This window comes from Paenibacillus sp. NRS-1781 (assembly GCF_050467745.1).
Lineage (GTDB): Bacteria > Bacillota > Bacilli > Paenibacillales > Paenibacillaceae > Paenibacillus > Paenibacillus terrae_A.
The window spans coordinates 15264-37760 of sequence record NZ_JBITPI010000010.1; the positions used below are offsets into that span (position 1 = coordinate 15264).

The 22497-nt window shown below is 48.2% G+C and carries 23 protein-coding genes; 4 read left to right on the forward strand and 19 right to left on the reverse strand.

What is annotated here, in order from left to right:
* The first annotated feature begins 201 nt into the window (after window positions 1–201).
* Window positions 202–435 (forward strand): hypothetical protein, encoded by a 234-nt coding sequence (locus tag ACIFO6_RS02695; protein WP_430037859.1) that lies wholly within the window; start codon window positions 202–204, stop codon window positions 433–435.
* Window positions 436–608: 173 nt separating this feature from the next.
* Here ACIFO6_RS02695 and rlmD read toward each other — a convergent pair whose 3' ends face one another.
* The 4 genes from rlmD to ACIFO6_RS02715 all read right to left on the reverse strand — a co-directional run bounded on the left by rlmD (window position 609) and on the right by ACIFO6_RS02715 (window position 4633).
* Window positions 609–2279 (reverse strand): 23S rRNA (uracil(1939)-C(5))-methyltransferase RlmD, encoded by a 1671-nt coding sequence (rlmD, locus tag ACIFO6_RS02700; RefSeq protein WP_430037862.1) that lies wholly within the window; start codon window positions 2277–2279, stop codon window positions 609–611.
* Between the two features lie 223 nt (window positions 2280–2502).
* The gene (locus tag ACIFO6_RS02705; protein WP_430037864.1) at window positions 2503–3384 is read right to left on the reverse strand and encodes a diacylglycerol kinase; all 882 of its coding nucleotides are present in this window, start codon (window positions 3382–3384) and stop codon (window positions 2503–2505) included.
* A gap of 185 nt (window positions 3385–3569) precedes the next feature.
* On the reverse strand, window positions 3570–4343 hold the full coding sequence (locus tag ACIFO6_RS02710) for a sirohydrochlorin chelatase (protein WP_430037867.1): 774 nt from the start codon (window positions 4341–4343) through the stop codon (window positions 3570–3572).
* A complete protein-coding gene (locus ACIFO6_RS02715; RefSeq protein WP_014279885.1) occupies window positions 4343–4633 on the reverse strand; it encodes a YerC/YecD family TrpR-related protein in 291 nt (96 codons plus the stop codon). The genes ACIFO6_RS02710 and ACIFO6_RS02715 overlap by 1 nt, the downstream gene beginning before the upstream one ends.
* Before the next feature lie 229 nt (window positions 4634–4862).
* Here ACIFO6_RS02715 and ACIFO6_RS02720 point away from each other — a divergent pair, with 229 nt between their 5' ends.
* Window positions 4863–5390, forward strand: a complete 528-nt coding sequence (locus ACIFO6_RS02720) for a tyrosine protein kinase (RefSeq protein ID WP_430037870.1) — start codon at window positions 4863–4865, stop codon at window positions 5388–5390.
* Window positions 5391–5396: 6 nt separating this feature from the next.
* On the opposite strand, the gene corA is transcribed toward ACIFO6_RS02720, so the two are convergent.
* The 7 genes from corA to ACIFO6_RS02755 all read right to left on the reverse strand — a co-directional run bounded on the left by corA (window position 5397) and on the right by ACIFO6_RS02755 (window position 12665).
* Complete coding sequence (gene corA / locus ACIFO6_RS02725) at window positions 5397–6356, reverse strand: magnesium/cobalt transporter CorA (RefSeq protein ID WP_430037873.1); 960 nt, start codon at window positions 6354–6356, stop codon at window positions 5397–5399.
* 254 nt (window positions 6357–6610) lie between these two features.
* The gene (locus tag ACIFO6_RS02730) at window positions 6611–7045 is read right to left on the reverse strand and encodes a GNAT family N-acetyltransferase (protein WP_430037876.1); all 435 of its coding nucleotides are present in this window, start codon (window positions 7043–7045) and stop codon (window positions 6611–6613) included.
* Window positions 7046–7345: 300 nt separating this feature from the next.
* Complete coding sequence (locus ACIFO6_RS02735) at window positions 7346–8074, reverse strand: amino acid ABC transporter ATP-binding protein (RefSeq protein WP_430037879.1); 729 nt, start codon at window positions 8072–8074, stop codon at window positions 7346–7348.
* Window positions 8067–9515 (reverse strand): amino acid ABC transporter substrate-binding protein/permease, encoded by a 1449-nt coding sequence (locus ACIFO6_RS02740; RefSeq protein ID WP_430037882.1) that lies wholly within the window; start codon window positions 9513–9515, stop codon window positions 8067–8069. Before ACIFO6_RS02740 ends, ACIFO6_RS02735 begins: the two co-directional genes overlap by 8 nt.
* A gap of 238 nt (window positions 9516–9753) precedes the next feature.
* Window positions 9754–10743, reverse strand: coding sequence for an inorganic phosphate transporter (locus ACIFO6_RS02745; RefSeq protein ID WP_430037885.1), 990 nt, complete (start codon window positions 10741–10743; stop codon window positions 9754–9756).
* A 14-nt stretch (window positions 10744–10757) separates the two neighbouring features.
* Window positions 10758–11372 carry a DUF47 domain-containing protein gene (locus ACIFO6_RS02750; RefSeq protein ID WP_014279877.1) on the reverse strand — a complete coding sequence of 205 codons (615 nt, stop codon included), beginning with the start codon at window positions 11370–11372 and terminating at the stop codon, window positions 10758–10760.
* Between the two features lie 192 nt (window positions 11373–11564).
* Window positions 11565–12665 carry a DUF3048 domain-containing protein gene (locus ACIFO6_RS02755; protein ID WP_430037889.1) on the reverse strand — a complete coding sequence of 367 codons (1101 nt, stop codon included), beginning with the start codon at window positions 12663–12665 and terminating at the stop codon, window positions 11565–11567.
* Window positions 12666–12909: 244 nt separating this feature from the next.
* Here ACIFO6_RS02755 and ACIFO6_RS02760 point away from each other — a divergent pair, with 244 nt between their 5' ends.
* Window positions 12910–13428 carry a DoxX family membrane protein gene (locus ACIFO6_RS02760; protein ID WP_044647040.1) on the forward strand — a complete coding sequence of 173 codons (519 nt, stop codon included), beginning with the start codon at window positions 12910–12912 and terminating at the stop codon, window positions 13426–13428.
* A gap of 99 nt (window positions 13429–13527) precedes the next feature.
* Here the strand turns inward: ACIFO6_RS02760 and ACIFO6_RS02765 are convergent, their stop codons facing one another.
* The 3 genes from ACIFO6_RS02765 to ACIFO6_RS02775 form a co-directional block, all read right to left on the reverse strand.
* Window positions 13528–14319, reverse strand: a complete 792-nt coding sequence (locus ACIFO6_RS02765; protein WP_430037892.1) for a dioxygenase family protein — start codon at window positions 14317–14319, stop codon at window positions 13528–13530.
* 92 nt (window positions 14320–14411) lie between these two features.
* Window positions 14412–15236, reverse strand: a complete 825-nt coding sequence (locus ACIFO6_RS02770; RefSeq protein ID WP_430038006.1) for an alpha/beta hydrolase family protein — start codon at window positions 15234–15236, stop codon at window positions 14412–14414.
* A gap of 345 nt (window positions 15237–15581) precedes the next feature.
* Entirely contained in the window at window positions 15582–15881 is a 300-nt protein-coding gene (locus ACIFO6_RS02775; RefSeq protein ID WP_430037895.1) for a hypothetical protein, read from the reverse strand.
* 197 nt (window positions 15882–16078) lie between these two features.
* Between ACIFO6_RS02775 and ACIFO6_RS02780 the strand changes: the two genes are divergently transcribed.
* Window positions 16079–16507 carry a hypothetical protein gene (locus ACIFO6_RS02780; RefSeq protein ID WP_430037898.1) on the forward strand — a complete coding sequence of 143 codons (429 nt, stop codon included), beginning with the start codon at window positions 16079–16081 and terminating at the stop codon, window positions 16505–16507.
* Window positions 16508–16621: 114 nt separating this feature from the next.
* On the opposite strand, the gene ACIFO6_RS02785 is transcribed toward ACIFO6_RS02780, so the two are convergent.
* The 5 genes from ACIFO6_RS02785 to ilvA all read right to left on the reverse strand — a co-directional run bounded on the left by ACIFO6_RS02785 (window position 16622) and on the right by ilvA (window position 22468).
* Window positions 16622–17569: an ABC transporter substrate-binding protein gene (locus ACIFO6_RS02785; RefSeq protein WP_430037901.1), complete on the reverse strand. Its 948-nt coding sequence runs from the start codon at window positions 17567–17569 to the stop codon at window positions 16622–16624.
* Window positions 17570–17657: 88 nt separating this feature from the next.
* A complete protein-coding gene (locus tag ACIFO6_RS02790; protein ID WP_430037904.1) occupies window positions 17658–18683 on the reverse strand; it encodes a FecCD family ABC transporter permease in 1026 nt (341 codons plus the stop codon).
* Window positions 18683–19768: a FecCD family ABC transporter permease gene (locus tag ACIFO6_RS02795; protein ID WP_430038009.1), complete on the reverse strand. Its 1086-nt coding sequence runs from the start codon at window positions 19766–19768 to the stop codon at window positions 18683–18685. The genes ACIFO6_RS02790 and ACIFO6_RS02795 overlap by 1 nt, the downstream gene beginning before the upstream one ends.
* Before the next feature lie 197 nt (window positions 19769–19965).
* Entirely contained in the window at window positions 19966–20940 is a 975-nt protein-coding gene (locus ACIFO6_RS02800; protein ID WP_430037907.1) for a glycoside hydrolase family 43 protein, read from the reverse strand.
* 238 nt (window positions 20941–21178) lie between these two features.
* On the reverse strand, window positions 21179–22468 hold the full coding sequence (ilvA, locus tag ACIFO6_RS02805; RefSeq protein WP_430037910.1) for a threonine ammonia-lyase IlvA: 1290 nt from the start codon (window positions 22466–22468) through the stop codon (window positions 21179–21181).
* Window positions 22469–22497 lie beyond the last annotated feature (29 nt).

Genomic DNA, 22497 nt, shown 5'->3' on the forward strand with positions numbered 1-22497 from the left:
CCTGAGAGCCTCTACAAGGCGGCCTGTGGCGAATTAGATAGGAACACACCTTCTTTCACGAAAGAGCACCAGAAGGTCACTAAGCGTTTAAAACAGCTATCTTCCGAGTTCGACAGCCTCTTTCAACTTTATTCGCGTCAGGCAATAACGATCAATCAATTTCAAGAAAAAAACGAACAATTGATTGGAGAACAGCAGACATTGCAAATGCGGCAAGCTGAATTGGATAGCGAAATCGAGACTGAGAAAGATACTGAGCAATTGTTACATGAATTCCGTCAACAGATTAAGAAAATCACCAATTTGGATACCGATGATGAACGAATTCTGAAGCCGATCATTCAATCACTTATTCATACAGTTGAGATCGGTGTTGATGGAAGCATTAAGCAAATACATTACAATTTCGCTGCTCCATCGTTTATTGGAGCATAGAAAAAAGGGTGCGAATACTACTCGGCACCCTTCCATTTTAGTAACACTGAGCACTCCACATGCCTTATATATGTAAATAATATATGTCCCCGCACTCAACCCTAAAGCATTTTTTTGAATGCGAGAACATATCCAAGTTGCTCTTAAACCCTCGTACATCAATGCTTCTTATATCAATATATTACTACCACACACTCCACATGCACCGTATGGGGAAACATGTCCACGGGCTGAACCTCCACCGTTCTATACCCGCCATCCTCCAGTATCCTTAAATCCCGTGCCAGCGTACTCGGATTGCAGGATACATAGACCACGCGCTCTGGCTTCATCTCCAGAATTGTTTCGAGCAGGCGAGGATCGCAGCCCTTGCGGGGTGGATCGACGACGATGACGTCGGCTGTGATGCCTTGCTCTTTCCATGCGGGGATGACGTCTTCGGACGCGCCTACCTCAAACTTCACATTGCGCATATTGTTCAACAGCGCATTACTCCGTGCATCCTCAATAGCTTCTTTGACGATCTCCACTCCGTATACCTGATCCGCATGTTGAGCGAGGAACAAGGAAATGGTGCCAATGCCGCAGTACGCGTCGATCACCGTTTCTTTGCCCGTGAGTCCGGCATATTCGACGGTTTTGCTATACAGCACTTCGGTTTGAACAGGGTTCACTTGATAAAAGGATCTCGCGGAAATAGCGAATTGGACGTTTCCGATGTAATCATAGATCACGTCACGGCCCCATAGTACACGGGTTTCGTCGCCAAAAATAACATTCGTTCGCTTGGTATTCACGTTCTGGCAAATGCTTGCCACGAGTGGGATATGCTCACGAATACTGCCGATCCAGGCATCTGCGTGTGGGATATCTCGTCCATTCGTAACGAGCACCAGCATCATTTCACCTGTACGAAAAGCAGTCTTAACGACGACGTGACGCAGCAGTCCGCGTCCAGCTTCTTCATTATATGCGCTGATGCCCAGCGTCCGTCCAATCTCTTTGACACGTACAACGACTTCGTCGTTACGCTCGTCCTGAATGAGACAGGTGTCCATATCCACAATACGATGACTGCCACGTGCGTAGAAGCCGCCGACAAGCCCGCCTTCGGTGACGCCGATCGGCACCTGGGCCTTGTTGCGGTACCGCCACGGATCGTTCATGCCCAGCGTAGGAAGTACCTTCACCGTAGCTTGTTCACCTGCGATGGAACCTTCATTTCCCTCCACCTCCAGCTTCCCGATACGCTCCAGCACGTCCACGACATGCTGCCGTTTCCAACCCAGCTGCGCTTCGTAGCTCATATGCTGAATCTGACAGCCGCCGCACTGATCGTAGATGGCGCAGGGAGCTGCAATCCGGTCGGGGCTTGCCTGAACGATATCCAGCAGCTTGGCATAGCCGTACTGCTTTTTCGTTTTCAGCACCTTTATCCGTACCTTTTCACCCGGCAACGCGCCTGGGACGAACAGTGTAAAGCCCTCAACACGCCCCACGCCTTCGCCGTCATGGTTCATGCCGATGATGTCCATCACGGCTTCATCGTTTTTTTGCACTGGCAGATCGGTACGCTGCTCTGCACTAACTCGGTTACGATTGGATGCATCCTGACTTCGTCCACCACGGGAAGCGCGATGCGATCCACGTCCCTTTTCCGATGTCTTCCGTTCCCTTTCCTGCGCACTTCCACTCACACTTCTGTTTCCATTTCCGGTCCCAGCTCGAAGCTGTCCCTGTCCTCTTTCACTGTTCATCGGCATGGTCTTTTTCTGCGGCTTCCCTTGATTGGGAGCTGCTTCATTCCGGCGGCTTTTTCCACGTCCGCTACGGCTACTCGTCATTTTAGATGTCACTTCTTTCTGATAATCTTTTCAAACCTGCTGATGCTCATGATCGGCATACAGCCTCATATATATCACGCGGCCATTACTCCACTCATTAACGCCAGTACCGTGAACTCGAAAATGCCGTTACTCCCCACGGAGAACGGCAAGAACCGATATCGTCACAGCGAAAAATAACTTCCAGCTCTACATTTCATATACTATACTGCATCGTCTTTCCTTACCGAAAAACATTCAAATGATGCGGTAAATTGCGGAAGGTTGCTGGCAGGGTTCCACCCAGTTCGCCATCCAGATTAAGTTGAACATAGCCGGGCGAGGTGACTTCCATGTAATCCGTTTTAAAATATACGATTTTCTTGTCCTGCAAGTGCTCACCACGCAGCGCGAGTGTCACGAGCCGAATCATTTCCGCCAGATTACATTTGCGCACAGCGATCACGTCGAGCAGCCCATCATCAATGGTCGCACCGGGCGCCAGCTTTTCAAATCCGCCCACCGAATTCGTATTAGCAATCAGGAAAAGCATGAACTCGTCGTGTATCACTTCCTGACCCGATGCCTTGATAATCAGTTCTTGCGGGGCAAGGCTGACCATTTTCTCCACACCCTTAAAATAATAAGCCAACTGTCCAATCATCGTTTTCAGCTTACTGGGAACTTCATACGTAAGCTCGGTTAAAGTCCCTCCACCCGCGATGTTAATAAAATAGCGGTCATTAGCTTTTCCGATATCCAGCGGCTTCGCATTTTGACGAATGACCAGATCGCAATAGTCCTCCCATTGCTTGGGAATGCCCAAGGCTCTGGCAAAATCATTCGTCGTACCTAACGGGAATACGCCCAAGGGCGGACGGTTTTCCCTTTCAGCCATTCCGTTAATCACTTCGTACAATGTACCATCCCCACCTGCGGCAATGATCATATCATACCCGCGCTCAATGGCATCCATCGTCTCACGAGTTGCATCCCCTTCTCCCGTAGTTGCATGGCAAGAGGCTTCAATACCGCCTTCATCCAGACGCTGCAAAATGTCCGCAAGGCGACGCTTCATTTCCTCGCGTCCGGAGGTCGGATTATAGATTAATCTAGCACTTTTCATTCCCGTTACGCCACCCGTATATTTAATGATATTTAGGTTTATATTCTCATTCATCACATTCACTCTATACAAAATATCATCATACTGGAAAAAGATCTCTTTTACAATAAAAGAAGCCTACGCTTACCTAAATACGGAAATTTCAGGCTATGATAAAGCTGTAGCTGAATCAAGCGCCCTGTTGCTCAATCCTGCTGCTGCATTCTTTGCAGCAGTTCATGAATTTGCCCGTTCATCCAGCTTGTAAGCAGGGGATGCGGCAGCAGAGGATCTCCCGAATAACGGTATTCAAGCCCCTGTAATCGTCCAGGAATGATATGACTTGTAAAATATCCCGAGCTTACAAAAAGCGGCGCCACTATAACATCATGACCCCGCTCTCGCTTCCAGTACGCTGCCTTATCATATACACTCTCAGGATTCAGCAAGGCGTAGTCCGTAGCGATACTACTCACCCTTTGCACCCTACGGGCTAACGAAGAAATCCCTCGCTCCCAGCGCTGAAAAAAGCCATCATGCACACTGCCATGTCCCACGAGCAAAATAGTCTCTCTCGCAGGATTGACCGACAATGGGCTAACCTTGTCCCACACCATGTGAGCCACATCTTCTCCGTCATCCACCGGACTGCCAAAATGCACACACGCCTTGATTCGAAAAGGCTTAAAATCCGTTTCTTTGTCTGGCGCAACCTTGACTCCCAGCGCATAACTGATCTCATCTACATGCGTGCTGCCTGACGACATAAATAAGGGCACAACCAGCAAATCTGTCACACCTAGAGCTTCCAAACGATCAATTCCATTCTGGATCAATCTGCCTTTAACCGTTTCCAAAAATGAAACCTCTAACGGCATGTCCTTCGGCAAATGAAGCTTTGCGGCAGCCTGATCCACCTGTTCCACCCAATACGACTCCCTTGAGCCATGGCTAATGACCAGTACCCCAGGGCTTCGCATTAGCGCCCCAGACGCTCAAGTGTCAATTTATACCCGTCATTACCGTAGTTCAAGCAACGCTTAACACGTGAAATCGTAGCTGTGCTGGCACCCGTCTCTGCTTCAATCTGGTTATACGTACTACCTTTACCCAGCATACGGGCAACTTCCAAACGTTGAGAGAGCGACTGAATTTCATTAATCGTGCACAAATCATCGAAGAATACATAGCACTCTTCCAAATTTTTTAGAGTTAGGATGGCTTCGAACAATTGATCAATACTTTTATCATTAAGCTTTTTGAGCTGCATGGATTATCATCTCCCAAGGTTACGATCTATCCCCATTGTACCCGAGGAATAGTTGGTTTTTCAAGCGTTAACGATTTCACGCATCACAGAACAGCATTATTTTTTTAGCAGGATCGTACTGTGCTATAGCCCAAATCCGCTTTTATACCTAATTTCGGGACACGCGCCTAAACCCACTGTGCGTTTGTAACATACATTAGAGTATCAACCAACAAAGGAATGTGATCTCATGCCTGGAAACTACTATCATCGGAGGCCGCCACAGCGTTCCCTTTCCGATCCGTATAATTCCTCTTCATATCCGGGACTCGACACGTACAGCGATGTTCCGCAAGTCGATTCCTCCGGAATCGTGCCTTACGAGGCACCATCAAATATTACAGAATCTGCCGCCGTGGTCACATCTGATCCGGTCCCAGCCAAAGGAGGACTGCTCGGCGGTCTTAGCAGTCTTGGCAGCCTTAGCAATCTCAACGAAATTAAAGGCTTCATTGACCGTATGGGCGGCATTGACGGGATTGTCGCTACTTTCGGCAAGGTACAAAAGGTCATGTCCAGCGTGCAGCAGTTTGCGCCAATGGCGAAGCTGATTATGGGCTCACTCCCAGGATTGGGTAAATCGGCGAGCAAAAATTCTGCAAAGGAACTCACCAAGGAATTGGATGAATACACACCACCTCGCACACGCCGAAAAAAGACACAGCGCAAAAGCACCACGACCCCGCGCAGACGTCCGAGCAAGCGCAAGAGGAAGTAGGCAATTTTATTTAAACCAGCCCCGACGCATAAACCAGATTACCATCGCTGCACTTAATATGAACATAAAGAACAGCACTCCAAAATAACCATATTTCCAGCCCAGCTCGGGCATATACGAAAAATTCATACCATAGATCCCCGCAATCAGCGTCAGGGGCATAAAAACAGTCGTAATGACGGTCAGCGTCTTCATGATTGAATTCATACGGTTGGAATTTAGCGAAATATAACTGTCTCTCAGGTCGGCTGTCATCTCGCGGTCGGCCTCCAGCATGTCGGTCAGCTTCAGCAGATGGTCATAAATATCTGTAAAATAGGCCATATGCTCTCCTTTACCCTGCACATGCTGCGAATTAAGGACCCTGTACATCAAATCCCGCATCGGCACAATTGTACGGCGCAGCTTGAGTAGCCTGCCTCGCAGAGCAAATACCTGCTTCATCAAGTCCTCCACTGATTCACGCCCGCCCAGGCTCTCCAGCTCTGCCAGCTCATCCTCAATCATGAACAAACTCGGGAAATAGTTATCCACCAGCTTGTCCACCACCGTATAAGCCGCAGCCAGCGGCCCACGCGACCAAATTTTGCGTTCATTGGCATGCTGGACAATCCGTTCCCAAGCCTGATCCAGCTCCTCCAGTTCATGATGATGGTACGTCACCAAGTAACGGCTGCTAATGAACATATCCACTTCTTCCGCATCCAATGTATCTACATCCAGCGCATGTACCACCAGAAACTGCACATCCTCATAATAGTCCAGTTTCGGACGTTGCAGAACATGCAAACAATCCTCCACAGCCAACGGATGAAAATGGAAATAACTCGTCAGAAGCTCTGATTCATGATCGGTAGGCTCGCTAAAATCCACCCACATCCATATATAATCCTCCATGACGATCTGCTCCAGTGGCAGCCCCACCGTCACCTGATGATCATGGCCTATAACCAATGTACGTATCACCGTACGTCCCCCTCGCCTAGCACTACTGTCATTAATTCTATATATATTGTATATAAGCTATTCAGCGTTATACAAATCTCAAGCCTCATATTCATGCTTCATACAGCCAAATAAAGAAAAGGATATCTCCGGGCCATCACCATCCCCAAAATATCCTTATGAATATAAATCCAACTCAAACGATATGTTCCATCTCTCTATCTGTTAAGGAGCTAACTTCAGGATTTCACAAAATCCTCAACTTATAATGACAACTATGCTTCAATTAATTTCACAAAGCCTGTGCTTGTCGCTTCATAGCCTAACCGTCGATAAAATTGATGCGCATCCTGTCGCTCACTCCGATTACCGCTGTTCAAAGCAATGGCAACCAAACCATTCTCTTTGGCCCAAGCTTCCGCCTCCTGATTTAGCGCCTTGCCGATGCCTTTATTACGATGTTTCGAATCCATCACAAAAACAACGATACGCGCATAATCTTCATTTCTTTCATAAAAAACATCATAGTGTAGCCCCACCATCCCCACCACTTCCCCTTCCATTTCAGCAACCAGGGTATGATAGTTAGGATTAGAAGCGATACGCTCATATCTCTGTTTCATTTCCTCTATAGATGTAGAATAACCCAATTCCTCCATTAAATATGCCAAAGCCGGAATATCCTCGCGATGAGCAGTCCTTATCTTCAAAGTAAGCCCTCCACTTATGAAAATAAATATCATAAAAGAACAACTACCTAACGTCCACGAAGTGCCACTCCACGGTCGGATGGTGCTTCCCAGCGCAGAGCACAGCGCTGCGCCAGTTCCCTCTCCTGCTCCACCCCAAAAGAGTAGGGCAGGCTATTGCGAAAAAAGGAGTCGATTCAGCGAGTAGTAGCGAAGCGGTACATTTGAATCTGAAGAAGCGTCAGCGATCGAAAGATCAAATGGACCACGGAGCGTCTCACAACAAGCACACTCACACATTCAACGCAAACCCTGCCACACTTACAACACCTTTTCCAAGAAACTAATCGTCCGCTCATTTCGCGGATTACCGAATACCTCTTGTGGCGTTCCTTCCTCGACGATGTAGCCTCCATCCATGAACACGACACGGTCGCTTACTTCGCGTGCAAAACCCATTTCATGCGTCACGATCATCATCGTCATACCTTCACGGGCCAGATCATTCATGACGCCAAGCACTTCTCCGACCATTTCAGGATCAAGCGCCGAGGTCGGCTCGTCGAACAGCATAATATCCGGGTTCATGGCCAGCGCGCGTGCAATCGCCACGCGCTGCTTTTGACCGCCAGACAACTGTCCTGGCAAGGCATCTGCCTTATCAGACAAGCCCACACGCTCCAGCAGCTTCATGGCCGTCTCCCGGGCCTCTGCCTTGGACTGTTTACCCAATTCTGTTGGCGCAAACATAATGTTCTTGAGCACCGTCATATGCGGGAACAGGTTGAAATGCTGAAACACCATGCCTATATTTTCACGGACCTTGTTAATGTCCACACTCTTGTCACTCAAGTTGTAGTCATCCACGATGACCTCGCCTGCGGTAATTTCCTCCAGCATGTTCACACAACGTAAAAACGTGCTTTTCCCCGAACCCGAGGGGCCAATGACGCAGACAACCTCGCCTTCCTGTACTTGCATATCAATGCCTTTCAGTACTTCGTTACTGCCATAGCTTTTTTTCAGGTTCTTGACGATAATTTTACCCACGGCGAACTCTCCCTTCAAGACGGTTGGAAATTTTGGTCAGGACTGTAATGACGATAAGATACATCACCGCAACCACCAGCCAAATATCAAAGGATTGGAACGTCCGCGCAATAATGATCTTACCCGATTGGGTCAATTCGACCAGGCCGATAACGGACAAAATCGAAGTATCCTTCAACGTAATAACCAACTGATTGATAAACGACGGGATCATGATTTTCACAGCCTGCGGCAAAATGATTTTGAGCATAGCCGTCCGGTATGGCAACCCAAGAGAACGAGCAGCTTCCATTTGTCCCGGATCAATGGACTGAATACCGCCACGGATGATCTCCGTCACATAAGCTCCCGCATTCAGAGACAACGTCAGTACAGCCGCGACAAAGAGCGGCATTTTAAAATCCAGTGCCTGCGGAATACCAAAGTAAATAAAGAAAGCAAGTACGATCAGCGGAATACCACGGAATACATCGACAAAAACTGTGGCAATACCACGGAACAGTTTATTGTGACTCACCTTCATAAAGCCAAACACCAGACCCAGCACAAAAGCTACCAGCAGGGATACAAGTGTATACAGCAGCGTATTTCCCATTCCTTTGATCAGCGAAGGCAGGGAAGCGGAAATGAGTTCCCAGCGCCCACGTTCAACAGGTGCCGCACCTTTACCGGATTCGCCCAGATACTTGGACATGATTTTGTCATATTCCCCGCTGTTGCGGAGATTCACAAGCCCTGCATTAAATTTCTCCACCAACTCCTGGTTTTTCCCTTTATTTACAGCGAAACCGTAAGAACCACCTTTTTCCTTATCCGTCACAAGCTTGAGTCCATTATTCTGTGTCACTCCGTATGCCAGCACCGGATAATCATCAAAACATGCAACTGAGTTTCCAGTCTTAACCTCATCGTACATTTGAGAGGAATCATCGAACGGAACCGTCGTAAAGCCATATTTGGCCTTAATGGACTCTGCGAACGTGTAGCCTTCGGTTCCCGTTTTGACAGCAACACGCTGCCCTTTCAGGTCCTCATAGCGCTTAATCGTATCATTATCCTTACGGACCGCCATGACGACACCTGAATCAAAATACGGTTCAGAAAAATCAAATTTTTGCTTACGTTCATCTGTAATACTCATCCCGGCAATAACGCCGTCCACTTGATTCGTTTCAAGGGCCTGCACTGCCGCATTAAAGCCAAGAGGCTTGATGGTATAGTCAAAATTCTGATCCTTGGCAATAGCAGCCAGCAGATCCATGTCGATTCCGACAAATTTACCGCCTACATCTTCAAACTCAAAAGGCGCGAACGTTGTATCCGTGCCGATATCATATTTTGTTATGTTTTCTGCATGTGCCACTACGCCAAAATTACCGGCCAGGGCAACCACAAAAAACAGACAAATCATGAGTGCTATTATTTTTCCGGATTTTTGCATAAGTTCCTCCAGTCAGTTGAACGGTTCAAAGTTTTTTGTTTATTCTACAGGAGTTATCAAAAATTGACTACTTTGATGTCAGATATTTTTTGAAATGTTTCATGAACCTCTCTGGTCGAGTAAGGTTTACTGGGCCTGTGTTTGTTCTTTAATGCCAATAAGCCCCTGCCGCAAAAAGCGGACGGAGGCTTATTGTGTATCCCATAGTGTGTACTTATTCCCTAGAAATAATGATGAACTAAAAAAGAATTTTGAAAATCAGTCCTGACAATAAAGCAGAAATTGGAATGGTAATAACCCAAGTAATGATAATTCTACCAGCCAACGACCAACGCACAGCGGAAAAACGCTTCGCAGAACCAACACCCAAAATAGCCGAAGTTATCGCATGAGTGGTGCTTACTGGTAAATGAAGCAGCGTGGCTGTGAAAATAACCGAAGCTCCGGAAATATCAGCGGCGAAGCCATTGATCGGCTCGATTTTAAAAATCTTGGTGCCCATCGTCTTGATGATCTTCCAGCCCCCAATAGACGTACCAAGCGCCATTGCTGTTGCGGCCGAAATTTTAACCCACATTGGCACTTCCAGATGATCCTGATACCCCGCTGAAACGAGTGCAAATGTAATAATCCCCATTGCCTTCTGAGCGTCATTCGTACCGTGCGTGAACGATTGAAGCGCTGCCGTAATGACCTGCATCGTGCGAAAACCTTTATTCACCGTATGCGGACTGCGACGAGCAAAAACGTATTTTAAAATGATCATCACAATATAACCAATAACAAAAGCAATCAGCGGGGAGAAAATAAGTCCCTCAACAATCCCGATGAAGCCACTCCAGTTCAATTTCTCTGATCCCGCACCTACATACACAGCCCCGGCCAGCGCACCAATCAAGGCGTGGGAAGAGGATGAAGGAATACCGAACCACCATGTGAGCAGATTCCAGATAATCGCTGCGATCAGTGTCGCAATGACGATATCAATCCCGTTCGTAAGCTTGGTAGGGTCAGCCACACTGCCACCAATCGTCTTGGCAACCCCTGTAAACAATATGGCTCCCAGAAAGTTCATAACCGCAGCCATAATAATCGCACGACGCGGCGTCAACGCACGGGTAGATACCGAGGTTGCGATAGCGTTCGCCGTATCATGAAAACCGTTAATAAAATCAAATGCCAGAGCAAGAAAAATAACAATACCCAATACCAGTAAACTTGTATCCATGTAAAAGGACTCCCTTACGAGTTACGCATAATGATGGATTCCAGCATATTTGCAACATCCTCGCATGAATCCGTTGTCGTTTCTAGGCGTTCATACAATTCTTTGCGTTTAATCAGTTCAATGGGATCAGTCACAGTTGCAAACAGGTTTTTGATGCAAATACGCAACAGCTCATCCCCCTGATTTTCCAAATCATTCAGGCGAATGGTGTATTCACGAATGGCCAGCAGCTTCTTCTGTGAAAGCAAATGTACAGCCTTCTGGATTTCATAAGCCGACTGACGCAAAATATCAGCGAACTGCACAATATACTCGTCCGGCTCCGTAATGTTGTACATATAAAAACGAGAGGCCGTCGCTTCCAGACCGTCCAGCACATCATCCATGGTCGTTGTCAGTTCCATGATATCGTCGCGTTCCAGCGGCGTAATGAAGGTCTTGTTCAGCTCAGTAATAATCGTGTGTGTGTAATCATCACACTTATTTTCATACTTCTTCATTTCATTAGTAAACAGAACCACATCTTGAAGATTTGAAGTATGTTGGGCAAAGTAATCGGCTGCTTGCACGATTGTATCTGCCATATTTTCCAACGTCTCGAAGAATATATCCTTTTTCTTCAATCTCATTAACGATTACCCCTTTACGAAAATATCCGCAACCTGTTTCGACTGCATTAGACAACCTTTGCTATCTTATCACACTCATCAATGTTTTTGTAAAGTTTGTAAAGGCAAATTTCATAATATTAAGTATACATTGCCCGACAAGGAAGTTCATTATGCGACAAATTATATCTAGAAAGGTGGATTATGGATTCCTCATTTTACTTCTACACTTACATGCTCGTTCAGCGAAACGTCCGCCGGAACCACATGTATATAGGATGTACCTGGTACCAATGGAATTTCAACTCCATTTTTCATAAAACGAATAGCATCACCGGGCGTATGCTGCCACTCGGCGTGTATCAACTTCCCTTGTTGAAACAACATAGCCTCTCCACCGCCTTTAAGCTCAACGCTCAATCGACCTACATCATCCAGCATTTGGTGCCTGGTGCTCATCACAATGACATTGGCCGCAGAGAGCTGCTTGTTATTGTTTTGATCCACATGTGACTTTTCGTTCACAAAACGCTTATATTGCTGATCTGACGGATCGTAGATGTAAGATACCTTGTAGCTTTTAAGCAAAAAGCGGATTTGCAAAGATACTGCCTCCCCGTCTCCCATGATCGAAGCTTCACCGAATTTAAGGTAGTTATATACCGGAACCACCGTCTGCTTGGCGTAGCCTTTACTTTCGCTTCCTTGGCGAAGTCTGTTCACATCTGTGTACAGATTGTGTGGAGGACGGCGATCCTTGCTTCTCCAGAAGTAAGCTCCCCCATTCGAAATCTCATCCAGATGCTCTTTTCGTTGCTGCTGTAAAATCGCATAGGCATCTGTACTTCCCCCGGCGTGTATCGGCAACGCCCCGTAAGTTTCGCCCAGCTCAATCAGATACGGCCGGATGCTGCGGACCGGACCTATTTTCACATCACCACCATGACTTTGGAAAAAAGCTACCAAACGTGTAATTCCACCTTCTGCGAGAACTTCATATACCATGTCAGCCTCGCTAAGTCCCGCCTGAGGTCGTGCGGCTGGAGCATTATTAATCATAATCGCAAGCGGTCGTTCCAGAACACGCTGCTCCACCGGAAGGCCGGTAAGCGGAGCTGTAAATGCCGGAATATTCGTTTCCTTGGACGGTTCAAGCGCTTCCGGCTGTGTTTGTTGCTTAATGGGTTGGGGCACGGGTTCTGATTCACCCGATTTGGACATAGCAGAACAGGACATCATGGTCATACATAGCAAAACCGAGGTCATCACACGCAACCATTGGCTTCGATTGAAAATGGGCCCGAACAAATTCATCCCTCCAGTTAGACATTTTTCTCATTATAAGCGTTATTTCCTGTTTTTGTCTTGATTGAAGCTCCTCATCACTATAGAATACTTATCTGAAGACATTAAAATTTAAAAAATATTCATACTTTGTGATTTTTATCACAAATAACTGTAACTGAACCTAATACAATAAGGGTGTAGCAGAGATGATCATCCCAAACCAATGAAATACAACCAACATTATAAGAGATAAGAAAGAGGAGTGGTTTGAATGTTTAACAACTGGTTGCGAGAAAATAAAGTAGCGATGTGGCTGCTGACTGTAGTACGGGTTTATCTGGGTTATGAATGGATGACCCATGGACTTGAGAAGCTGACTGGCGGATTCGATGCAGGCGGATTTATCTCGGGGGCCATTGCTAAGACAGGCGGAGAACACCCCGCTGTACAAGGCTGGTGGGGTTCGTTCCTTGAAGCCTTTGCTCTACCCAATGTCGGTCTGTTCAACGTCCTGATCCCACTGGGTGAGTTCCTGGTCGGAGTTGGCCTGCTTCTTGGTACACTGACTACATTAGCTGCCTTGATGGCAATGGTTATGAACTTCTCGTTCCTATTCTCGGGCACAGTAAGCACCAATGCAATCTACCTGCTGTTTGAAATCTTCCTTGTCGTTGCTGGCGCAAACGCTGGACGGATTGGCTTGGATCGTTGGGTATTGCCCTTCCTGCGTGGACTGTTCCGTAAAAATAAAGATACCTTTCCAGCAGATCCTGCTCGAAAAATAGCTTAAGCTACCCAAAAAAACAACCGTTACCCTCCGGGCTAATGGTTGTTTTTTTGTGCAGCTATGCTGCCGTGGTTTATAGATTCGAACGTTCTTTTTTCACATTTACGTATCACGTTCTTGACCGAAAACCCAACAATTGAGACTCAGTGAGCCCAGGACATAGGACTGAAAAAGCTTCTGCGCCGAGCGCTGGTCATCCGCAGCCCCCATCGCGTAAAACAGCGGCGAAAAATGCTCTATCCCATAAGAGGGAACCGCCTGTTTGGCATAAGGAGCCTTTTTATCATATTGGAACAAATGACGTAAATTCCATTCCTGAAGCTGCTGACCGATCCAGTTATCATATTGAACCGCCCAATCTGCTGGCTCATTCGTCTGCTTGAGTGTTCGCAAGTTGTGGACCAATCCGCCGCTTCCGATGATCAATATGCCCTGTTCACGCAACGGTGCCAGCATCCGCCCAATCTCATACTGCTCCTGCGGAGCACGTCTGGAATCAATGGAGAGCGGGACGACCGGGATGTTCACATCAGGATATATATGCCGCAAAACCACCCATGCTCCATGATCCAGTCCCCGGTTCCGTACCGGCTGGTGGAACAGGTTATGCTGACTGAACAGATGCTTTATCTCCTCATACAGCTTCGGATCGCCTGGTGCAGGGTAATCAAGTGTGTACATTTGTTCAGGAAAGCCATAGAAATCGTGCAACGTCGCATGCCGGTCATCCGCCCCGATACATTGATCAGCACTATCCCAATGCGCGGAAAAGATGACTATTCCTTTGGGTCGGGGCAGGCTCGCGCCCAGCTCTGCAAGAAAGCTGGTGTATGCGTTGTTTTCTAAAGCCAGTGTCGGTGAACCGTGCGCAACAAAAATTGAGGGTAATGTCATCGCTGCCAACCTCCACACGCCAGTATAGTGTTACTCTTCCATTTTACTCCGGTGGAGGCGTAATTTCCAATACAATCCGTTGCAGCCTGAAATCAGATCATCCAGTGCTGCCAATCCCGCTGAATATTCTCCTGCTCATCCAGCCATTCCAGCGTCCGGTCGATCAACCGCTGTCGCTCTTTACCGGAGGAGAAGGTGTGGTCTCCCTGAAAAATAATCTCTTTGTCACAGCGTCCCTCTTGACGCATCCAAAATACCTTTTGGAACAGGAATGCATAGTCCACAGGAATGATATCATCCGAGGTTCCGTGAATAACGAGCACATCGCCGTTAAACTTGACGGCCTCCTGAAACGGCTGGAACTGGGCAAGCGACTCAAAATATGAAGGTGTGAACTTATAGCCCAGATAGTCGGCCTGACCGCTTTTCACGGACTCATCGTACACGCTCCGCTCCGTAATTTTAACAATGTCATTGAACGGGTAGCCGACCGCAGACCAAAGCACCAAATTTTGTACTCTCTTGTCCCGTACCGCTGTGAGAAGAGCGACCGCGCCACCCAGACTGTGACCAATCAGCGTCACCTTGGTCGGGTCGATATCTGTACAATTCACCGCATAATCGAGCACGGTACGTGTCTGATTAATCATCGACTCCAACCCCTGCTTACCGTATTCACCCGTGCTTTCCCCGCAACCCGCAAAATCAAAGCGCAGGACAAAATATCCCCCTTCCGCAAGCTCACGAGCAGTCTTCACGAATAACCGATCTACCCCGATCCGATTGCCCACAAATCCGTGACATATCACTACGAGCGGTACCCGTCTCTGACCGTCTCCTTCATTCGGATTGCTTGGATAATGAATCGTTGCGGCCAGCTCCTCATTTTCAAAGCGAATTCCAATTTGCCGTTCCATCATGATTGTCCCCCTGTTTCAAGCTTCACCGTCACCAAGCTGTATGCTGCATGGGCACCCCCACCTTGTGAAGCTTCTTGTAATGATTAATGATTGATAATTAATGATTTAATGCGAATATGTCAAACGTATATTGTAACATGGATGCTCAGCAAAATATCCATTCACTTTAATTCCGATAAGTTTAATAAGTTTTATAGTAAAATCAGTCTATCATTGCCCTGCTTCCTTGTCAACCTGTCAGTTATAACGGAGAAAAAGGGAATAAATGGCGCTCCCCGCAACGAATAACGGAGAGCGCCATATTACATTACTTGGTAGGGAAAGTCACTTTCATCCCGCAGACTATTCGTAGCTGTTCCTGAACATTTCGTGGGTCTCCGTACGCCCCTCCCAGTCCAACCTGCAGGAGACACCGCTATTCTGATCCTCATGCCATAAGCTGCGGTAGCTCTCTTCACCCAGATCACCTGCAAACTCGGTATCCTGAGCCCATTCAGCATCATTCAGAATACGGTACGTCGGGGATGTTCCCTGAACGCTCCGATGACTCACGTTCACAGGCATGGCCTCCACGCTGTTTCTAACTGGAGCGGCTTCCAGCCGTTTATTAACCGTATAATCCGCCTGCTTATCCAGCTTCATGATGCCACATCCTCCCCACATTTACATTCAGGATGCCCCGCGTGCTCACCCTTTATCCAGTTTGTGGAGAATGCTGCGGTAATATACATTGCGCAGATAAAGCCTTTTGCCATCCGCAGCTTACTCACGTATACTGTTTTTGTTACGTATTGGCGGTTCCGCCAGACCGGAATACGCCCGCAAAGCAGGAGGAAGCAATGAATAAATCCAAAAATTATACACTTATTGCATGGATTTCCTTGTCCATGTTTTTCTTGACACAGGCAATCATCGGATGGTTTGTAACGTTTACAGGCGGAGATGTTGCTCCTTTTGAAAAAGTTAACCTGTCCACTCTGATCATCATCGCCGCAGGAGCCATCTTGCTGGTTGAAACGCTGATGAATTTTATGGACCGCCCGGAAGAAGGAGAGGAAGCACAGCAGGACTATACGCCCGTGAAGCCCCGCATAGACCTCAAATCCATCTTGCTGTATGTCGTGTTAGTCGTGGTGATTCTCGTCGCCGGGCTGGCCCTGCGCCGCGTACTGCCCGTGTTCAGCATCTCGCCCTGGGTGAATCTGATCCTTGCCGCCATCGGCTTCATCGGTCTCAAGCCGATTTTTTTACGCAAAAAACATTCATAAGACGCAAGCCTCATCTGTACTTGGAGCTGCCCGATTTTTGTTCGTGCCAAAAAGCCGTATTCCCCGCCTGCAATAAGATGCATCAAGGGATACGGCTTTGCTGTACGCTAAAGCTTATTTGGAAAAGAGCTGCTCTGCATTATCCAGCGCGATTTTGTGTCCCATCGCCGAATAGTCCAGCCAAGGCTGTCCGTCCAGCATGTAAACATGACCCTGCTTCACTGCTTTGAGTCCTTGCCATACCGCGTTTCCTTCCAGCTGCTTGTACACCTTTTGGGCATCCGCACCTTTACTGATAATGACAAAGATCGCATCGGCATCATAATCCGGCAAAACCTCCTGGGATACGACCTGATATGCCTTGTTGATCTTTTCCACACCCTTGGCTGGCTTCAGGCCCAAATCCTGATACAACAGCGGGCCTACCGGGCGCTTCATGCCCATTACGCGGACTTCCTTCGCCGTCACACGTACAGCCATCACGGTTCCGTCGCCGATTTTTTGATGAATCAGCTTTTTAACTCGTTCCTGCTGAGCGTCGTAATCTTTCAGGAAAGCGTCCGCCTGCGCTTCATGCTTGACCATAACAGCTATTTTTTTCAGTTGGTCCTTCCATGTGCCCTCATCCAGATCAAAGACCTCGGTTGGCGCGATTTTTTCATACTTGGCTACATCGGTTCCCGAATATTTTTTGTCGAGAAAAATATGATCAGGTTGCAGCTCCAGCACAGCTTCCATATCCGGGTCTGTGACAACGCCCAGCTTGCGGGTATTTTGGAGACGATCTTTTACATGCGGCAAAAAGTCCTTCACATCTCCGCCAATGACCGAACCAGCCGGAGTAATGCCCAGCGCCAGCAAATTGTTCGTTAAATGAATGGACATCGAGGCAATACGCGAATCCGCGCTGACCGTTTTCTCACCGTTGTCCGCCGCTTTCGTATCGGCAGCTTGGTTGTCTGCTGCTGGTCCACAAGCGGATAGCATCACCATACATAAAATAAGAACCATGCCCACCCATGAACGCTTGAATCCTGAATAATAGGAACCATTATTTGTCATTACTATTCCTCCTATGTCATAAAATCTCCATATAAAATGATCTATATAGAAAGCTTCAGCTTGTTGGTTTATGTACCTATTCCATCCGTCATTTCGTACGGGACAGCAAAAATAAAAAATACGGAGCCCCTACCACAGCAACCACCACACCCGCCGGAATCGCATTCGGCTGAAACACAGAGCGTCCAATCGTATCCGCAGTGACCAAAATGACGATTCCGACAAAGCAGGCCACCGGCAGCAAATGCTGATACATTGGCCCAACCAGACGGCGAGCCAGATGAGGCGCAATAAGCCCAATGAAGCCAATACCTCCAGCCATAGACACACTGGCGCTGGATAGGGCCACGGCTGCACCCAACAGCAACAGCCGCTGACGCTTCACACTCGTACCAATTCCAGCCGCCGTCTCGTCGCCCAGCGACAGATTGTTCAGGCTGCGCGTCTGTGACAAAACGTAGGGCAACACAATAACTATCCACGGCAGCAAAGCCGCCGCATGTATCCAGTCCCGGCCCCATACGCTGCCAGCCAACCAGCGTGCGGTGAACGCGTAAGTATCCTCATCGAGCCGCAAGGACCAATACAGCGTTATAGAGCTGAGGCCCGAGGCTACTCCGATGCCGGATAGAATCAGACGCACAGGCACGATTCCTCTGTTCCGGTTATAGGACAACAGCACGATCAGCACCGCCGCCACGACACCTCCTGCAAAAGTAAACAGGGGGATCAGCACGGCTGCCGATCCTTCAAGATCGCGAAAGAAACTGACGAACATCACCAGTCCCAACGCAGCGCCCGCGTGAAGCCCCAGCACCCCCGGGTCAGCGAGTGCGTTCCGCGACAAGCCCTGCATCACAGCTCCGGCTGCTCCTAATCCGGCCCCAGCCAGTACCGTTACAACGATACGCGGCAGACGGTATTCGAACAGAACAGTATGATCACGTCCGCTTCCCCCGCCAAATAGCGTATCCAGCACGCGTAGCGGTGGAATGCGAATCGTTCCGGTATTCAGACCCAGAACAATGACAACAAAGCTGAGCCCCGCCAACACCAAACAAACGAGCCAAGCCTTTCTCCTTCTTGCATCCCTGGTCCCTAAAGAGCGACTCACTACAAATCCCTCCTTTCCTTACGAGCGAGAAAGAGGAAAAAGGGCACCCCGATAAAAGACACCATAATGCCAATAGCCAGCTCCTCCGGCGGATTCGCCATTCTCGCTCCCAAATCAGCCAACACCAGCAGCACAGCTCCCAATAACGCAGACAGCGGTACGATCTGGCGATAATCCACACCGATCAGCTTGCGGGCAATATGCGGAATGACCAGCCCTACAAAGCCGATGGCCCCGGCTGCGGACACGGACAATCCGGCCAGTACCACCACGGTCAGCAGACCCAGCAGCCGGATACGCTTGAGATTTAATCCAAGATTCAGCGCCACCTCATCGCCCATCGAAATCAGGGATATAGAGCGTGCCAGCCCCATAGACCAAGCGATCACAATCAGCAAAATTGGCGCAAGAATCTCAAGCTGCGACCATTTGATTCCGGCGACACCGCCCGCATACCAAAAGGCCAAATCCTGACTCAGATCAAAATATATCGCAATCCCCGAAGTCATAGAGCCTAACAGAGCAGCCGTCACTGCTCCAGATACGGTCAATCTCATCGGCGTCAATCCCCCGGGCGCGGAAGCTCCCAGACCAAATACCAGCAAGGTGCTCATCAGTGCCCCGAGGAATGACAGTACGATTAACGTTCCATAAGGAAGATTAGGGAAAAAGGCAAAACTCACAGCGACCACGAACATCGCTCCTGCGTTAATGCCTAACACACCTGTATCTCCCAGCGGGTTGCGCGTAATCCCCTGAATTAGAGAGCCTGCCACCGCCAGCGCAGCTCCGATGACAGCCGCCCCCAGCACGCGCGGTAATCTTAGCTCATGAATGATCTGATGTGTCATCAATGAACGATCATAGTGGAATACTGCCGCCCATACCGTGCCTAAGGTCAAGTCCTTGGCTCCAAGAGAAATCGCGGCAAACATGGCCAAGGCCAGCAACACAGCAGCACCTATGAATAGCAGCGCCTGCCGAATCCGGCCCGCCCGGAGTAAAGGACGGGCTACAAAGGCTACTTCGGGAGCTGTGCCTTCTATCCGAGCCGCAGGTTTATCTGCTCTGCCTTTAAACTGCATTCGAGGCACTCCCTCCATACCTGAAACCACCATAACGCTCATGACGATGGCGATAATGATAATTATTATCAACTCGATTCATAATAGCATGTTTCTATGACATTGCAAGCCAAAAACTGCTCCCCCTTTGGAGGAACAGTTTTTGGCTATACCTAGGTGAGATCGCTATATGGATGACTCCATCTAGCCCACATTTTTTAGTACGTAGGCCAACCTGCGGAGTCCCATTTCAGATCACTAATCAGCAGCTTTGGATTTCCGTTATCAGTCGCATCATAGGCATGACGCGCAATCACTCCATTGTTATAAATAGACTGACCGCCCGGTCCCTTCCAACGGTCATTCCCCGCATCCAATACGGTTCCGCCGCCATCCATCAGTTTTTTACCACTCTTGTCCACATACGGTCCAGTAATACTGGTGGAGCGACCGTAAATAATTTTGTAATTACTGTTTACACCTTGGCAGCAGTTATCAATGGAAGCAAACAGATAATAATAACCGTCTCGGTATGTAACATGTGGAGCTTCCAGACCGCCAGCGGTACGCTTCGCAATGGAATAAATCTGCCCTGTAGGCTTCATCGTATTTTTGTCCAGACGGGTGACTTTCAAGCCCGTGTTCCATGAGCCGAAGGAAAGCCAAGGGTTACCGGAAGCGTCAATGACCATATTCGGGTCAATGGCATTGTAATCATCAGATTGCGTTGTACGCAGCACCAGTCCGTCATCTCTCCAGCTTCCGGCTCCTATGCTCGTTGCAGAAGTCAATCCGATGGCCGAAGTGCGGGAACCGAAAGTAGATATAGAGTAGTAAACCCATACTCGTCCATTGTACTTTTGAGCATCCGGTGCCCAGACATCGTTCGGGGTTTGATTAGGTACATACGATTTCCACCATAATGGCGGCGACAGAAATATTTGTGGTAATCTGTAAAAATTACGTCCATCATCCGACCTTTGAACCTGTATCCCCTGCCCTGTGGAGAAAATATACCATGCATTGCCTTCCTTCGTGATGGACGGATCATGTACCGCGACATCACCAGTTAACGCCCAATGCTCTGCCGATACCGACGGCACCACGGATAGCAATAATGCAGCCGAGGTTACGGCGGCAAACGCCGTTCGAGCCAATTTACCCTGTACTGATTTTTTCCAGGATTTCATCATTCTTACGCACCTCCAAATTCATTTTTATGATGAAAATCAGGTAATACACAGATTACATTAGTGTTTATACTTATGAAGTTACATATATATTAACCTATTAACTCCAGTTTTGTAAACGCTTTATTTCAAATAAAATGAAATTTATAAACTACGCATAATGTTATGTACCCTGGAGCGACTGGAATCGAATTTTGCAAATTTCTGTTACAAAAAAAGGAGCCCGCAGGCTCCATCCTTGTTAAATCAGCATGTTAAACAGATTTTCGTTTTTGTTCAGTTCCGTATATTCGAGCCCCTTGCGGTTCATTCGTTCAATCAAGGGAAGGTAGTCTTCCTTGTGAAACAGCTCAATGCCGACCAGCGCCGGGCCGTTCTCCTTGTCATTCTTTTTCGTATACTCAAACCTTGTGATGTCATCGTCCGGTCCAAGCACATCCTGAAGAAACTCACGCAGCGCTCCTGCTCTTTGCGGGAACTTTACCATAAAATAATGCTTCAGTCCTTCGTAAATCAGGGACCGTTCCTTAATCTCCTGCATACGGTCAATATCGTTGTTGCCACCACTGACGATGCAAACAACCGTTTTGCCCTGAATCTGTTCACGATACATATCCAATGCTGCTACAGGCAACGAGCCCGCAGGCTCCACTACAATCGCATTTTCATTATACAATTCCAAAATCGCAGTACACGCCTTACCTTCCGGCACCTTCACAATATCGTCCAGGGTACGTGTACAAATGTCATATGTTAACTGACCGACACGCTTAACAGCGGCTCCGTCAACGAACTTGTCTATTTGCTCCAGCGTAACCACCTTGTTCAAACGCATGGCTTCCGTCATCGACGCCGCGCCAAGCGGTTCTACACCAATGACCTTGGTGGATGGACTGACCGTTTTGAAATACGTGCCTATGCCTGCCGCCAAACCGCCACCGCCAATGGTCACGAACACATAATCTGCTGGCGTATCCAAACTTTCCATCACTTCCATCGCAATCGTACCGTTACCTGCAATAATTTTCGGTTGATCAAACGGATGGATAAAGGTCATCTTCTGCTCGCTGCACACCTTTATGGCCTCATCGTATGCATCGTCGAACGTATCCCCGGTCAAGATGACCTCCACACTGTTGCCGCCAAAGCGACGAACCTGCTTCACCTTCTGATTGGGTGTTGTGCTCGGCATGAATATTTTCCCGTGAATGCCCAGCGCATTACATGAAAAAGCCACACCCTGCGCATGATTCCCCGCACTCGCACACACGATGCCCTTTTCCATCTGCTCGGGAGTCAGGCTGCGAATCATGTTGTAGGCTCCACGGATTTTAAAGGACCGCACGACCTGGAGATCCTCTCTTTTCAGATACACGTTACAGTTATATTTGGCCGACAGGACGGCATCCCGCTGCAAAGGTGTACGTACAATGACATCACGCAGCATATGATGCGCCCGTACAATATCCTCCATGCTGACGGTTGACGTCATCGGGGCCGGATCGGTTTTCTGGGTTTCTGTTGGTTCCATAGGTTCTCCACGCTCCGCCTGAATATGTC

What these genes read in the sequence shown, in the direction of transcription:
- ACIFO6_RS02765 (WP_430037892.1), bottom strand. Translation starts at nt 14,319, where the DNA reads ATGACATTACCCTCAATTTTTGTTGCGCACGGTTCACCGACACTGGCT.
- rlmD (WP_430037862.1), bottom strand. Translation starts at nt 2,279, where the DNA reads ATGACGAGTAGCCGTAGCGGACGTGGAAAAAGCCGCCGGAATGAAGCA.
- ACIFO6_RS02760 (WP_044647040.1), top strand. Translation starts at nt 12,910, where the DNA reads ATGTTTAACAACTGGTTGCGAGAAAATAAAGTAGCGATGTGGCTGCTG.
- ACIFO6_RS02745 (WP_430037885.1), bottom strand. Translation starts at nt 10,743, where the DNA reads ATGGATACAAGTTTACTGGTATTGGGTATTGTTATTTTTCTTGCTCTG.
- ACIFO6_RS02780 (WP_430037898.1), top strand. Translation starts at nt 16,079, where the DNA reads ATGAATAAATCCAAAAATTATACACTTATTGCATGGATTTCCTTGTCC.
- ACIFO6_RS02715 (WP_014279885.1), bottom strand. Translation starts at nt 4,633, where the DNA reads ATGCAGCTCAAAAAGCTTAATGATAAAAGTATTGATCAATTGTTCGAA.
- ACIFO6_RS02785 (WP_430037901.1), bottom strand. Translation starts at nt 17,569, where the DNA reads ATGACAAATAATGGTTCCTATTATTCAGGATTCAAGCGTTCATGGGTG.
- ACIFO6_RS02705 (WP_430037864.1), bottom strand. Translation starts at nt 3,384, where the DNA reads ATGAAAAGTGCTAGATTAATCTATAATCCGACCTCCGGACGCGAGGAA.
- ACIFO6_RS02775 (WP_430037895.1), bottom strand. Translation starts at nt 15,881, where the DNA reads ATGAAGCTGGATAAGCAGGCGGATTATACGGTTAATAAACGGCTGGAA.
- ACIFO6_RS02770 (WP_430038006.1), bottom strand. Translation starts at nt 15,236, where the DNA reads ATGGAACGGCAAATTGGAATTCGCTTTGAAAATGAGGAGCTGGCCGCA.
- ACIFO6_RS02750 (WP_014279877.1), bottom strand. Translation starts at nt 11,372, where the DNA reads ATGAGATTGAAGAAAAAGGATATATTCTTCGAGACGTTGGAAAATATG.
- ACIFO6_RS02755 (WP_430037889.1), bottom strand. Translation starts at nt 12,665, where the DNA reads ATGAATTTGTTCGGGCCCATTTTCAATCGAAGCCAATGGTTGCGTGTG.
- ACIFO6_RS02740 (WP_430037882.1), bottom strand. Translation starts at nt 9,515, where the DNA reads ATGCAAAAATCCGGAAAAATAATAGCACTCATGATTTGTCTGTTTTTT.
- ACIFO6_RS02800 (WP_430037907.1), bottom strand. Translation starts at nt 20,940, where the DNA reads ATGATGAAATCCTGGAAAAAATCAGTACAGGGTAAATTGGCTCGAACG.
- ACIFO6_RS02720 (WP_430037870.1), top strand. Translation starts at nt 4,863, where the DNA reads ATGCCTGGAAACTACTATCATCGGAGGCCGCCACAGCGTTCCCTTTCC.
- ACIFO6_RS02795 (WP_430038009.1), bottom strand. Translation starts at nt 19,768, where the DNA reads ATGCAGTTTAAAGGCAGAGCAGATAAACCTGCGGCTCGGATAGAAGGC.
- ilvA (WP_430037910.1), bottom strand. Translation starts at nt 22,468, where the DNA reads ATGGAACCAACAGAAACCCAGAAAACCGATCCGGCCCCGATGACGTCA.
- ACIFO6_RS02710 (WP_430037867.1), bottom strand. Translation starts at nt 4,343, where the DNA reads ATGCGAAGCCCTGGGGTACTGGTCATTAGCCATGGCTCAAGGGAGTCG.